General features: G+C 56.4%; 8 protein-coding genes, 1 rRNA gene and 1 riboswitch. Of the genes, 3 read left to right on the top strand and 6 right to left on the bottom strand.

The features are described 5' to 3' along the window. Positions 1–112 precede the first annotated feature (112 nt). Positions 113–221, top strand: a 5S ribosomal RNA gene (gene rrf, locus CA85_RS15350). Positions 222–1716: 1495 nt separating this feature from the next. Continuing rightward, entirely contained in the window at positions 1717–2697 is a 981-nt protein-coding gene (locus CA85_RS15345; protein ID WP_186774969.1) for a hypothetical protein, read from the top strand. A 170-nt stretch (positions 2698–2867) separates the two neighbouring features. On the opposite strand, the gene CA85_RS15340 is transcribed toward CA85_RS15345, so the two are convergent. From CA85_RS15340 to CA85_RS15320, 5 genes are all read right to left on the bottom strand, one after another. Further along, on the bottom strand, positions 2868–3743 hold the full coding sequence (locus CA85_RS15340) for a hypothetical protein (RefSeq protein WP_146392197.1): 876 nt from the start codon (positions 3741–3743) through the stop codon (positions 2868–2870). Between the two features lie 4 nt (positions 3744–3747). After that, positions 3748–4296, bottom strand: coding sequence for a YceI family protein (locus CA85_RS15335; RefSeq protein ID WP_146392196.1), 549 nt, complete (start codon positions 4294–4296; stop codon positions 3748–3750). Positions 4297–4456: 160 nt separating this feature from the next. After that, positions 4457–5482 carry a ribonucleotide-diphosphate reductase subunit beta gene (locus CA85_RS15330; protein WP_146392195.1) on the bottom strand — a complete coding sequence of 342 codons (1026 nt, stop codon included), beginning with the start codon at positions 5480–5482 and terminating at the stop codon, positions 4457–4459. A gap of 503 nt (positions 5483–5985) precedes the next feature. Beyond that, positions 5986–8883, bottom strand: a complete 2898-nt coding sequence (locus tag CA85_RS15325; RefSeq protein ID WP_146392194.1) for a ribonucleoside-diphosphate reductase subunit alpha — start codon at positions 8881–8883, stop codon at positions 5986–5988. A gap of 168 nt (positions 8884–9051) precedes the next feature. Continuing rightward, positions 9052–9284, bottom strand: a riboswitch (cobalamin riboswitch). 228 nt (positions 9285–9512) lie between these two features. After that, positions 9513–10901 carry a M14 family metallopeptidase gene (locus CA85_RS15320; protein ID WP_146392193.1) on the bottom strand — a complete coding sequence of 463 codons (1389 nt, stop codon included), beginning with the start codon at positions 10899–10901 and terminating at the stop codon, positions 9513–9515. A 591-nt stretch (positions 10902–11492) separates the two neighbouring features. Here CA85_RS15320 and CA85_RS15315 point away from each other — a divergent pair. After that, on the top strand, positions 11493–13694 hold the full coding sequence (locus CA85_RS15315) for an AMP-binding protein (RefSeq protein ID WP_146392192.1): 2202 nt from the start codon (positions 11493–11495) through the stop codon (positions 13692–13694). Here CA85_RS15315 and CA85_RS15310 read toward each other — a convergent pair. Beyond that, the gene (locus CA85_RS15310; protein WP_146392191.1) at positions 13691–14461 is read right to left on the bottom strand and encodes a thioesterase II family protein; all 771 of its coding nucleotides are present in this window, start codon (positions 14459–14461) and stop codon (positions 13691–13693) included. The genes CA85_RS15315 and CA85_RS15310 overlap by 4 nt on opposite strands. Positions 14462–14485: the final 24 nt, after the last annotated feature.

Genomic DNA, 14485 nt, shown 5'->3' with positions numbered 1-14485 from the left:
ACTCAAGAACGTGCCAATCGATGGCGACCGAACGAATTTAGAAGTCTCTTTAAGAAGTACAGCTACCAAACAACTCGGCCATGCGGCGGCGAAATACCCGTCGCATGGTCATTCTGGCGACCATATCGCAAAGGTTATACCTGTTCCCATCCCGAACACAGCAGTCAAGCTTTGTGAGCCGATGATAGTGCCCACCAGCGTGAAAGTAGGTATTGCCAGATTTTTGTTCTTTTAAAGAAACCCTCCAGGTTAAACTGGAGGGTTTTTTTATGCGCGGTGCGGCCGGTTCCGACCGGCCTCGTCCGCTCAGATCGGTCGCCGCCCCCCGGTGCCTACGGCCGGTAGGAACCGGCCCTACGTATGCTCGTAGGGCCGGTTCCCACCCGCCATCCCCTTGGCTTGTCCACCGAGATCGGGTGCAGCTCCCCCGGCGCATATGGCCTGTAGGAACCGGCCCTACATATGCTCGTAGGGCCGGTTCCCACCGGCCATCCACTTGGCGTGTCCACCGAGATTGGGTGCAGCTCCCCGGTGCATTTGGCCGGTAGGAACCGGCCCTACATATGCTCGTAGGGCCGGTTCCCACCGGCCGTCCCCTTGGCTTGTCCGCTGAGATTGGGTGTAGCTGCCCGACGCATACGGCCGGTAGGAACCGGCCCTGCATATGCTCGTAGGCCAGTTCCCACCGGCCATCCACTTGGCTGGTGCACTGAGATTGGGTGTAGCTCCCCGGTGCATATGGCCGGTAGGAACCGGCCCTACGTATGCTTGTAGGGCCGGTTCCCACCGGCCGTCCACTTGGCTTGTCCACTGAGATCGGGCGCACCTCCCCGGCGCATACGGCCGGTAGGAACCGGCCCTACATATGCTCGTAGGGCCGGTTCCCACCGGCCATCCACTTGGCTTGTCCACCGAGATTGGGTGTAGCTGCCCGACGCCTACGGCCGGTAGGAACCGGCCCTACTTATGTTCGCCGTAGGGCCGGTTCCCACCGGCCATCCACCTGGCTTCTCCGCCGAGATCGCGTGCAGCTCTCAACGTTTACTGACTGCTTGACGATTGAGTCGATTGTTGCCCGATGATTCGTTTGGACGATCATTCGCGTTTTATGGTGACTTCAGGCTGAGGCAGAAGAATGGTACGGCAAACATTTGCGTGGTGTTTCTTGACGTCCGATGTGGAGGGCAAAAGCGATTCACTCTTCGGCTCACATTCTGCACCCTGGAAGCGAACCTGAGTCGCAACGCGTTCAAACCACCGGCGGAACCACTGCCTGCTCGATATGCAGATTGTGCTGACAAGTGATGCAGCCCAACCATCCCCGGCAGACTGTTGGCGGATTCGTCGCGACAGATGCTGGACTGGAAACAAAAAGCAGAAACCTATCACCCAGCACCTAGGTCGCCTTGACCCCCCCCTAATCACCGGACGTTGTTGAGATGCCCTCCTCTCGACAAAAACAGAAGGCATGTTCGCGACCTAGCCCAAGACTGACCGTTGCTGTGGCATCCAGTTTGCAATTGCTTTGTTCTCCAGGATGGCAGCGGTGCTCTCAATTGGCGGAAGGCGTCGGCATATCCATACAAGGCAGTCGGCGAAAGCAAGTGGGAGCGTGTTTCCCAGACGCTGAGATTTGCGATTCTCGGAGAACATGCCTATTCAGGGGGCCGCGCCTGAAAATAATCCTAGTTGTGCAGCAGCACTGGAGAAGACGTAATGACGCATATTGGAAATGGCAATCACTTGGGCAGCGGGCTTTGTGTCTTGCTTGCCACCGTGTTCGCGGCGGTTTCTGGTCAGGCTTGTGTCGCTGATGAGTCGGACGGGATTTCGGCCCAGGAGCATTTGGATGCTCAAAGCCTAGTCAAAGCCTGTCAAGGACACTGGAATACGTTGGACAGATATGATGTCCTCATTTCGATTGAAACAACGATTTCACACGGTGGACGGAAGTTCCCAGCCAACAGGTCGAGGTTGCGTTTGCGGATGGATCGAGCAGGCAAGCAATGTCTGTATGTCGCCGAGAAGAAAACATTGCCGGCTGAGGCGGGTTTTGCAGGCGGGGATGATCGCTGGTTGAGTGAGACGATTGCTGTCGCACTAACAGACGATCGGAGGGATGCTATTTTTTTTCCGGGCAGGGCGTCCACGACAAAGACGAATGGGTTTGAAGCGGGTTTGCAAGGATCCTTAGTTCCTGATCTTACTTGCTTTGGACTCTCCGAATTTCCCGTCCTCTATGTACACAGCAACTCGCTGACCAAACGTTTGATGGAATGCTTCGGCTCGGATGCGATTCTTTCAACCACTGCATCGAGCGAAAGTACGACAACGATTACGAGTAAACTTGGTCCTGATAGCGGCCCAACAATCAGAAGATGGGAAATTGACAACGTCAATTTACGCCCGCTTTCCCATGGCGTTTGGCATACCTATGGAATGCCACAGGAATTCTTGCAATTCAAGCAATCGGTCCAGTACGGAGACGACGATCGCCCGAAGTTTCTGTTTGAGGACCAGAAGATGATCATGCCAGATTCCATCAAAAGCGATGGTAATGGTCTCATTGGTGATCGGTCAACGCTTGTTGAATTTCTATGGCTGCCGAGTGACTCGCTCGCGGGTACCGAGAAGTGGGGGATCACCAGCGCTGATACTCTGGAGGAGATTTCTGAACTCCTGGAAGCTCCCGAATAAGCATAGCTGGACGGGGCCCTGTGACAGGGAAACGCTTCGAGCTAGAAAAGGGGAAGGAGAATGACCGCCTGGCCGGTGCACTGAGATCGGGTGTCGCGTCCCGGTGGATACGGCCGGTAGGAACCGGCCCTAGTGCTCGCTAACAAATCGCTCCCACCCGGCGGGAGTTCTCAGTATTGCGATGTCCCAGCCAATAGAAACCACGCAGCCACACCGATGATGAGGCCCGCGAGGACGGCTGCGACGGCGATGCGGGCGTAGGTCGGTCGGTTTCTCAGGATCCAGTCGACGGCACCGATGCACGATGGCGTCAGCAAGAGGAGAGCGTAGAGCCAAGCGGGGTGGTCTTCGTAGGTGTAGAAACGTCCTGCGGCCGTGGTACAGACTGCGAACAGAGTTGCTGGATAGGCTACACACCATAGGTTTCGCTTCGGCAGGCAGGCCGCTCCGATTGTATATACCAGAGTTGCGACGATGGCGGCGACTCCCCATTCGGCCAAGCCCGCGTAGGCGCTCGCGGCGAGAATTGTTGGTCCAGCGAGTCCTGCCAGGGCAACCAATAAAATCCAGCGGTCGGTACCACGGCGAGACATCTGATCGAGCATCCACAGATTGAGCAGACTGGCGCCCGCGACGGCCGCCATCCAGGCTCGATGCTCCGGAAATAGATCGACCCAGCCCTCTCCGCTGGGCATGGCCACCATGGCGAGAGCGATGCAGCCCAGTGCGGCTGCGACCCAGCGAAATTCGTGAGCGCGAGCTTGCGGGGTTGCGGTCAGTGCTAAGAACAAGGCCGTGAGGGTCAGTGGCACATGAATTTGTTGCCAGGCTTCGAGATTCCACCAACTCAGGGCAGAAGCATCGAATTCTTGGCGGATGACCAGCGTCACGGCGATGGCGGCGCACCAGCCAAGCGTGGCGATGGCGAGAACGACGTATTGAGTCAGCCAGTGTTCACGACGGGCTACCCAGAATGCCAAGAGAAGGCACGCCAGCGACACTGCCGCTGGCGCGCCGACGCACCATAAGAGAAGTTCACGCTGCATCGAATTAGCGAGTTAGCACGAGCACGGCGGTAACGGGGACTTCGTCGTCAATCTTCCCTTTGCCATAAACCATGCCCCACTTGGTGCGGTCAATCTTGAAATTGGCAGTGAGCGTGATTTCCGATTCGGTGACTTTGGCAGCGACCGGAATCGTGACCTCAACTTCTTTGCCCAGCATGGTCATGTTCCCGGTAATGCTGGCTTTCTCCTCGCCGTCCGAGTGAGTGATTTTGGTCGCTTTGAAGGTGATTTTGGGGTGCTTTCGCACATCGAAGAAGTCGGGGCTCTTCAAATGATTGGTCAGCTTGTCGCTGTCCGAAAAGAGGCTCGCTGACTTGATGACAATTTCGAGAGAACCGTTGCTGGGGTCTTCCAGATCGACGACAGCATCTGCGGTGAACTCTTTGAAACCGCCCGGATGTTTTCCGTCTGGTTTGGAGCCGACAAAATTGATTTTCGATTTCTCGGAATCCAGACTCATTTTTTCGGCAGCGGATGAGAATCCGGCAACCGAGAAAGCCAAAGTCGTCAGCAGGGCAAAACGCAGAACCATGTGGAGAGTGCCTTATTGGAGGAGTGAGTGAGACAAAGCACCATTGTAGCAGCTCCCAGGTGGTGTGGTTTCCAGAATGAGATGGGCAGGTGTGGGGCGAAGGGACCTCACGCGCCTGTATCGAGGGTATCGTTGGGAAGCCCTCCCCGGTGTTGCGTGTTCAGTCCCAGCTCAGGCTTCCAGCGGATTGGTATTCCGTGACGCGGGTTTCGAAAAAGTTTTTCTCTTTGGCGAGGTCCATCGTCTCGCTCATCCATGGAAACGGATTCGTCGATCCGTACTGCTTGGCCAGCCCGATTCGCTCGAGACGCCGATCGGCAACGTACTGCACATAATCGCGGAACATGGATTCATTGAGTCCCAAGATACCATTGGGCAAGCAGTCGGCTGCGTAGTCGAGTTCCAGTTCGACGGCTTGTTTGACCCGCTCGATCATCGCGTCCTGAAACTCTTCCGTCCACAGGTGAGGGTTTTCGCTCTTGATACCGTTGATCAAATCGATACCAAAGTTGAGATGGATCGTTTCGTCACGCAAGATGTACTGGAACTGTTCGCCGATCCCCGTCATCAGATTCCGGCGGTGGAAGGACAGCATCATCACAAAGCCGGTATAGAAGAACACACCTTCCATGATGAGGTAGTAACCGATCAAGTTTTTCAGCAGTGCCTGAGCACCCTCGTCGGTGTCAGTGTTGAAATTGGGATCGAGCACTTCGGCGGTGAGCTCCGTTTCAAACGCATCTTTGCGAGCAATCGAGGGAACTTCGTGGTACATGTTGAAAACTTCGCCTTCATCGAGACCGAGGCTATCGACGACGTACAGGAACGTGTGCGAGTGGACGGCTTCTTCGAACGCCTGACGCAGCAGGTACTGGCGGCACTCGGCGTTGGTGACGTGTTTGAAGATCGCCAGAACGAGATTGTTCCCGACGAGACTCTCGGCGGTGGAGAAAAACCCGAGGTTGCGCATGATCACACGTCGTTCGGCATCGCTGAGTTGATTGCTCCGCCAGGTTTCGATGTCCTTTGTCATGGGAACTTCGGTGGGCATCCAATGATTCGCACATCCGTTCTGATAGTGTTCCCATGCCCAATGGTATTTCAGGGGCATCAATTGGTTCACATCGACTTGATTGCAGTTGATCAGACGTTTTTCGGCAGCGGTGAAGCGGTGGCTGGTAGTCATGGTGAAGCGGAGGAAAAGAGGGGTGGGGTGGTCGTTGAAATAGGATCTGCTGGAGAAGAGAAAGTGGCGTAAGCTGGAAGCGTACGCTACTTTCAAAATCGTCATTGATTGTGCCCGCATTCCTTAGCAACGCACGATCAATTTCTGTCGTAGTGGACGAGGCGACGAGCTGTTGATTACCCACAAGTATCCCGTTAGGGATTAGAGAGAATAGCCGTAGGTCAGCGCAGCGCCACCTACGGTGATTCGTTAGTCGTGGAACGTCGACCCCGAAGTGGGTCGCAGACCTCGTCATTCATGATCTTCCACCCCATTCGGGGTTGGCTCTTGCGTTTCGCGTCGTATCCGGTGGTGTTCGCTTGCGCTCAAACCACCGGCTATTTTCTAAAACGCCTTCGGCGTACAAAGACTTGTGGGTAACCAACAGGAGGCGACGAGTCCAAAGCCGCAGGACTCGTCGCCTCGTCCACTACTAAAACCGACACTGATTCAGCGTGTGTTGCTTACTGGCAGGCTTCACAGTCAGGATTGTTCACATCACAAACCTCGGCGGGTTGCCTGTCTTGAGTGATCGCGTCGGACTCGTTGCCACCAGCACGGTCGCTGCGGTCGACTTGGATGCCACTGGATTCAGACTGCGACTTCATCCATCGGGGCTGGATGCCATAGCGATTGACGTCGACAGTCGATTTTTCAACTTGCGTGGCGGCGAGCGATCGCATGTAGTAGGTCGTTTTCAGACCTTGTCGCCACGCCGATTGATACATCTCATCGATGGCCTTTCCGCTCGGTTGCGCCAGATAGAGGTTCAGCGATTGTCCTTGGTCAATCCATTTTTGCCGGCGAGCAGCGGCTGCGATCAGCCAAGCGGGCTGAATTTCAAACGCGGTGGCGAACAATCGTCGGAGGTCTTCGGGGATCGTTGCGATCGATCCGATCGCGCCGTCGTAGTACTTCAGGGCGTCGACCATCTCGGCGTTCCACAGACCCCGAGATTTCAGGGCATCGACCAACGCCACGTTGACCTGCGTGAACTCACCGGACAAGTTGCTTTTGGAGTACAGCTGTTTGTAGGTGGGTTCGATCGACTGGGTCGCGCCGACGATGGTTGAGATAGTGGCGGTGGGTGCGATGGCCAGGCAGTTGCTGTTACGCATGCCGTGCTCGGCGATGCTTTTCCGGACGACACTCCAATCGAGCGTGGTGTTGCGATCGACTTCGATGGTCTCGCCACGTTGCGACTCGAGTGCATCGAGGGTATCGATCGGTAGCAACCCGCGGTCCCATTTGGACCCTGAGTAGGATTCGTATTGGCCACGCTGGGCCGCCAGTTCACTCGATGCCAGTAAGGCGAAATAGCTGATTGCCTCCATGCTGGTGTCAGCAAACTCGACGGCTTCGTCGCTTTCCATCGGTACACCGAGTTGATGCAAGGCGTCCTGATAGCCCATCACGCCCAGTCCCACGGGGCGATGACGTCGGTTGGCGTTCTCGGCTTCGACGGTCGGGTAGTAGTTGATGTCGATGACATTGTCGAGCATTCGCATGGCCGTCTGGATGGTAGTGCGAAGTCGATCGAGATCGAGCCGATTGTTGACGATATGATCACCCAGGTTGATCGAGCCGAGATTGCAGACGGCCGTTTCCTCACGGCTCGTGTTGAGCAAAATCTCTGTACACAGGTTGCTGCTGTGAACGACGCCCACGTGATCTTGGGGAGAGCGGATATTGGAGGGATCCTTGAAGGTTACCCAGGGATGCCCAGTTTCGAACAACCGCGTCAGCAGCTTGCGCCAGAGATCGACGGCGGCGACGACACGGTGCAGCCGGATCTTTCCGGCATCCGCGTCGGCTTCATATTGTTCGTAGCGTGTTTGAAAGGCTTGCCCGAACGTATCATGCAGGTCTGGTACGTCGTCTGGGCTGAATAGAGTCCAGGACTGGCCATCGCGAAGGCGTTGCATGAAGAGGTCGGGGATCCAGGCGGCGGTATGCATGTCGTGCGTCCGTCGCCGATCGTCGCCGGTGTTCTTTCGCAGGTCGAGGAACTCTTCAAAGTCCAGGTGCCATGGTTCCATGTACGCACAGACGGCGCCCTTGCGTTTGCCACCCTGATTCACTGCGACGGCGGCATCGTTGACAATTTTCAAGAACGGGATCACGCCCTGGCTCTCGCCGTTGGTGCCGCGGATCCTCGCACCGGTGGCGCGGATGTTGGTCCAGTCGTTGCCGAGACCACCGGCCCATTTGGACAGCATCGCGTTGTCACCGACACACTTGAAAATATGCTCGAGGTCATCTTGGACCGTCGTCAGATAACAACTGCTCAACTGCGGGTGGGGAGTCCCGGAATTGAATAGCGTCGGCGTGGCACTGGTGAAGCGAAAGCTCGATAGCAGTTGATAGAATTCAATCGCGCGCTGGTTGCACTGATCTCCTTCGGCGAGAGCCAATCCCATCGCGACCCGCATCCAGAAGTACTGTGGGGTTTCGATCCGCCGACCGTCTTTGTGCAACAGATAGCGATCATAGATTGTTTGCAGCCCGAGATAACGAAACTTGGCGTCGCGTTCGGGCAGCAGGGCGGAAGCCAGTTTCACGAGATCGAAGCGGCGCAGTTCTTCGGCGAGCCGCCCGCAGCGGATGCCTTCGATGATGTAGTGTTCGAACTGGTCCCGGTACAGATCGGTGAAGTTGTCTGCGAATTGGGACCGGCCGAGTGCCTGACGGTAGATGATCCAGCGTTGCAGCTGAGCGGCGAGCGCATCGTAGGCGGGATCTCGCTCGATCCGGCTGCGGGCTGCCAGGACGAGGGCGCGGGTGATGTCGTTGGGTGTCATGCCATCGAATGAGCCACGGATGACCTCGGCGATGATCTCACCGGTATCGACCTCGGGCATGTGGGCTTCGGGACATTGGTCGAGAAACCGAATCAGACGCTCGCGATCAAAGGGCACGCGAACGCCAGGTTCGAGTTCGACGTTGATCCGCGATTCCGGTGATGGAGCGACGTCCATGCTATCGAGAGCGCCCTCTTCGCCCCGGACGGCGCGGATTCTCGCGTGTTCGGTCCGATAGAGGATATAGCAGCGGGCGACGCGGAAATGCCCCCGCTGCATCAAGCCGATCTCAACGGTGTCTTGAATCTGCTCGACGTTCATGGCCGCATGGGGCCGCGCAGAATCACTACTCAATTTCGCTGCCAATTCGTAGACCTGATCCACGATCGATGCGATGTCGGCGGCGATTTCTGGCGGTAGAGGTTGGCGGTTTGCCAAGTTCAATTCGGCACGAAATGCCTTTTCAATTGCCCCATCAATCCGATCTCGATCAAAATCGGCTGCGCGTCCATCGCGTTTGCGCACTACCAACGCGAGAGTTTGTTCGGCCGTCCAACCCATGCCACTGACTCCTGTTTCGCTACAGGCGCAGTGCGATCCGCGTCGATTTGACGAAACGAACCCACCTCACCCGAGACTTTCTTAACTGAACAGCGATCGCTCAGTGCAGGGGCAGACCCCGACACGGTTGCATCTTCACTGCAACGCACTCCCCAATCCAAGAGGGCTCACTACGTCTATTTCGTGGTAGGTCTTCTGACTCACTACCATTCGCCTTTCCCGACCTTCTCGCTGATTCGCATCAGCAATGGTTCTTCGACAATGAAGGAAAAAACGTTCTAAGTGTGCGTGCACACCCGAGGTAGTTCACAGCGGCTGGACCATCCCGGAATCGCACCGGAGTTCCCTGTTCACTCGCGAGCAAGAATTGCTAGCAAGTCACCACGAACGCTCGGATTGTTAGGGATGGCCGGGTGGCTGTCAAGGATGAAAAGAGAGCAGGTTGGCTAACAGCCAATGCCACCAGTTTTGTGGCAGTCGCTATTGCTGCCGCCCTCTGGGTTATCGGGCGATCACTCATTCCGAGAACAAAAGTTGCGCAAACATCGAGCTGCACAACACCAACCATTGACCAGCCCAGGCGAACGCTCACTGGCTCATTGATACCTCAGAAATTGTTCCATTCCTGCTCATGGCAAGACAGCGGGTTGGCCATCGACGACACCCGAGATGAGTTGGAACGCTGGCTTGTCAGGATTACGTTGACCTCGCTCGGTTCGAGCGAGTTCCTTCTCGGCATCATTCGTCGCAGCATCGTTCTTCGTGGCGGGCTTCGTGGCGATCGATTGGGGGTTTTCCCTGACCGGCAACTCAAGCAGCAAACGCATCATTTCTTCGGCCGCGCCGCCGGCTACCGTTCGAATCGTGTCCCGATCTGTTTCGTCACCGAATTCGTAGGTCACTGCGGTGACGCCGAGAGTGCGATTCACCCAGGCTTTGCTCGTGCTGCGATGGGCGTTGTGATTGTCGTTGACGTTAACCTTGTATTTGGGGAAGCGTCCTTGGATCGACGAAAACCACTGGCGGGTGAAACCAGCGAGGAACACATTGGGGTTGGGCGCCGGAATGTAGAACACGTCGTCGTAGGTGCTGTGAAAGTCAACGAACAAACACAGACGCTCGTCACCTGACCGCCGGCACTCCAGCAAACGATCACGCACGGCCCGAGTTTCGGGCTGGGTGAAATGCGACCAGTCGCGGTTCAAGTCGACGTTGTTGGCATTGGTCCGCCAGTGCCCATGATGCACGCCGTCGGGATTGACCGTCGGCACGACCATCGTGGCATATCGCTGGCGAAATTGCTGAGCTAGTTCGGACGAGCCTGCGATGGCATCGACGAAATGCAGCATGCCGATCGCACCGGTGACCTCAGGCGGATGTTGTCTGGCGATAATGAACACATAGTTGGGCTGCTCACTCTCGGTGATCGTCAACTGTTCAACGGGTCGGCCTTGGACGGATTTGCCAATTTCTTCGCGTTGCACGTAGGGCAGTTCGGTGAGTTGTTGGGACCACTTGGAGACTTCATCAGTACCGAGTAGTTCTTGCCCGGCAATCCACAGCGGTTTGGAATCAACGGGGATCCTCAACTCGACGTCCTGACCAGGATCATCGGTATGGGTGATCAAGTCAGCGGCCGATTGCCAGTTCACACCGTCGCGACTGATTTTGGGTTCGTAGCGATGCGATCCGTTGACATAGTGCAAGAGCAGGCGGATAGTTTGCGGCTTTTGAGACTGCACTTGGAAGGCATACCAAGCGCTATTGTTGATTGGTGTCGATTCTGGGGCAATGGTGACGGTAAAGGTGTCCGGACTCATTTGGACGCACTGATTCATCCGTCCACCCGGAAAATCGCTGGTGATCGAAACCCCGCCACCGCGACTTTCAAATTCAGAATGTGCCGGTTGGAGAGAGGGTTCTGCACTGGCGGTCGCCGCCAGGCCAATGACTAGCAAGAGCGCTAGACTCGTCGCGAATGGAGAGGCGAAATGCGTGTTTCGGCAGCGATATCTCATGCTTGGCACTCTTCGACTGTGAATGTCTGTTCAGCAACGGGGCAGCGTTGCCGATCCAATCGTGATTTTTGCGCATGGTGAGTCGCACGAAGTCTGCCTCGATGGGGAATCGATGACTTGACGCAGGCATGCATCCTCGGTCGACCCGGTAAGGATCCGACCAAGAACAAACCGACCACGGCGGGGCCAGCCCATCGGGGCTGGGGTGGGTCGGTAAGACATGGACACATCAAACTCCGCGGGGGAGAAATGACGCGACCAATTCAACCCTAGCACGTTGCCGTGCCAGGGTCAAGAAAAGTTTGGGGGGTGGGAGCAGCGGGCAGCGCACCTCGCGGTTTGCAATCGACATGACAGCTGCTTGCCGGAAGTGGTCAGCGAACAGGAGCACCCATTGGGGCGGGACACGGAGGCTTTTCATTCCGGTAGTGCCCATTCTGTTGTTTTGCGTAAATTGCCAGAGGGTTTGGTTGGCTGGGGTAGCTACGATAGTGTGATTGAGTAAATTGGGAGGCCTTGCGGGCGAGAAGTCATCCCCTCTCACGAGGTGTCGCAATTTTTCATCCCGCCTGACACCAATCTGCACTGCATATGACTGAAACCGGAATCGCATTCGAAACCCTCGTGGGGCCATGCCGCTCTGACCTGGATCGTCCACGCCTGACCTTCCTTCATGAAAGTGGAGCGGAAGAAGTGATTACTGGTCGAGAGATCATTGATCGCTCCGAAGCGTTAGGAAGGCGGTTAGTGGGAGGCACGCATCCGGGGGACCGAGTTTTGCTTGCATTTCCCGCTGGGATTGATTTCGTTGTTTCTTTTTTGGGAGCTGTCTGGGCGGGGTTGATTCCCGTGCCGGTGCCCTATCCCAAACCACGGCGGCCTCTGTCACGCTATCATTCGATAGCCACGGACAGTTCCGCGATCTTAGGTTTGACGAATCGAGAGACGCTCGAGCGAGTGGATGCGGACAGCGTTTCGTCGGTGCGCTGGCTATCGCCGTCGGTTCTCGCCGAACTCGATGCGGGCGCGACGCCCTCTCGGTCCACCGGCGATCGATCCCAACGTCCGGATCCGGACACCTTGTTTCTGCAATACACATCCGGGTCGACTGGAATCCCAAAGGGTGTGTGCGTCACGCTCTCGAATCTGATGGCCAACCTGGAAGTCATTCAACGCGGGTTTGGGTTGGATCAACTGGCCAGGGACCGTAGGGTCGTGTGCAGTTGGCTGCCCGCCTATCACGATATGGGGTTGGTCGGGATCCTTTTGTCGACTTTGGTCCACGACGGCCACGCTGTCTTCATGTCGCCGACTTCGTTCATGCAGCGACCGTCGCGTTGGTTGTCAGCGGTGAGTGACTATCAGGCCGCAATCACGGTTGCTCCTTGTTTCGGATATCGGTATGCGGTCGCTAAGATCACTGATGAAGAAATGTCGGGAATGGATTTGAGCGGTCTGAGGGTGGCGGCGTGCGGTGCTGAGCCGATTGATCCGAGCGTGTTGAGGGCATTCTCAGAGCGTTTTGCCAGCGTTGGATTTTCCGATAACGCATTCTACCCCTGCTACGGGTTGGCCGAATGCACGCTGATGGTCACGGGGGCTGATCGCCTTCCCGGTAGCGAAGGCGGACGCGCCGTTCGCGATGGCACGTTCGATGCGCCGGGCTATCATTGTCAGCGAATCAGTCGCCAAGGAATGCGGGACTCGATCGCGAGACCGCCGGAAGATGCCAGTGATGCGGTTGAGTTAGTCTCCTCGGGCGTTTCGGGAAACGCGACATTGGTTCGTGTTGTCGATCCACTCTCCAGCCTTCCGCTGGGCGAGAATCACATTGGTGAAATTTGGGTGCACTCCGATAGCGTGGCGGCTGGCTATTGGGACAAGCCCGAAACGAGCCAAAGCGTTTTTGGCAGTAGACTCTCTGGCGATGAACGGAGATATCTCCGTACCGGCGATTTGGGCTACTTAAGCGACGGACAGCTGTACGTGACCGGACGCTTGAAAGACCTGATTATCATTCGCGGCCAAAATCACTATCCCGAGGATTTGGAGCGAACGGTCCAGGCCAGCATAGGTGGACGAGCAGACTGCCTCGGCGCTGTGTTTTCGGTATCCGACGAGACCGGTGAGTCGTTGGCGATCGTGCAAGAAGTCCCGAGAGGATTTACGGCGGAGCAATCGGGCGAACTGCTCGATGCGATCCGGATGGCGATCGCGAGCGAGCATGATCTGATCGCCTCGGCAATCCTGCTGATTCGGTTCGCGTCGATGCCTCGAACCAGTAGCGGTAAAGTCCAACGCGGCCAGTGCCGTCAACAGTTCTTGGACGATACCTTCAAAGTCATCGATCGCTGGCAGCCAACGATACATCTCGATCCAGCTCTGTTTCCCGACAAAGAGGAACTGCTTCGCTCAGTTGATGTGTCGAGCCCGCACGGCCAGCAGATCGTGCGCGATCGGATCGAACGAGTGTTGTTGAACTGGCTCGTTGGCCAGTTGGGTTGCGAAAGAAACTCGGTCGATGCTCAACGCCCGTTTGCTGAATGTGGAATCGATTCGCTGATGGCCGTCGAGATGAGCGGACAAATGGAACACTGGCTCGACGTACGCCTGTCCCCCGTCATTGCATGGTCTCACCCCAATGCCGAAAAATTGGCGGAGTACCTTGCTGATCAATTGCTCGGTAACCAACAGCATACCGATGTGGTGGCGGAGCAGAGCATCGAGACGCTGTTGGCCGAAATCGAATCCATGAATGAAATGGAAGTACTGGACGAAATTGGCAAGGATTAATGAGAGCGTAGCCTTTGCTGCATCAACCTCAGCACGGGGGCAGGATGGCTCTTCATAAAGAAGTGATCACCGGCAAATTGTCGGCATGTGAACTTCCCCGTTGTCTCTTTCCGCCAACCATTCAACTCGTTCAATTTCACGATTCGATCGTCTGCTCCACCGATGGCCGTGATCGGACACTGCAGTGGTTGCTCCTCTCGATAGACATGGGTTTCATAGACCCGCATATCCGCCCGAATCGCTGGCAAGACCAGCTCTAGCATTGCTGGATTTTCTGCAATCTCCTTGGGGATGGCTCCGTACCAATAACGAAGCTTATTGACCATCTCCTCATCAGGCAACGACGCGACCGGCTCCGTCACGCCGAGCGCGTTTGGCGGACGACACGCGGCCACAATCAATTGTTCGATGTCGCGGCCCTGGGCTCGTAATCGTCGAGCCAGTTCGAACGCGATGAGGCCACCAAAGCTGCACCCCAACAGCGTCAAAGGTCGATCGGCAAAGGGGCCCTCGATCACGGCGTCGGCGAGTTGGTCAACCAATTCCTCGATATTGTCGATCGGAGCCTCTTTAAGACGCCCGTCACGCCCCGGCAACTGGGCGGCGAACAGATCCGCGGCATCAAAGTGGAGTGCACTCCAACCTCCAAAAACCGCGCTCCCCATCCCAGCATAAGGTAGACAAATGACTACGTGTTGCTGTCCCGATTCGGTGAGCTGGGTGAACCATGGGGAGGCTTTGCCGGGCGGTTTCATTGCATCAACCATGAAGTATACTGTCTCGATAAAATA

It is taken from the genome of Allorhodopirellula solitaria, assembly GCF_007859855.1.
GTDB classification, from domain to species: Bacteria; Planctomycetota; Planctomycetia; order Pirellulales; family Pirellulaceae; genus Rhodopirellula; species Rhodopirellula solitaria.
Note: the sequence above shows the minus strand (reverse complement) of the source record. Positions and strands in the feature narration are given on the sequence as shown.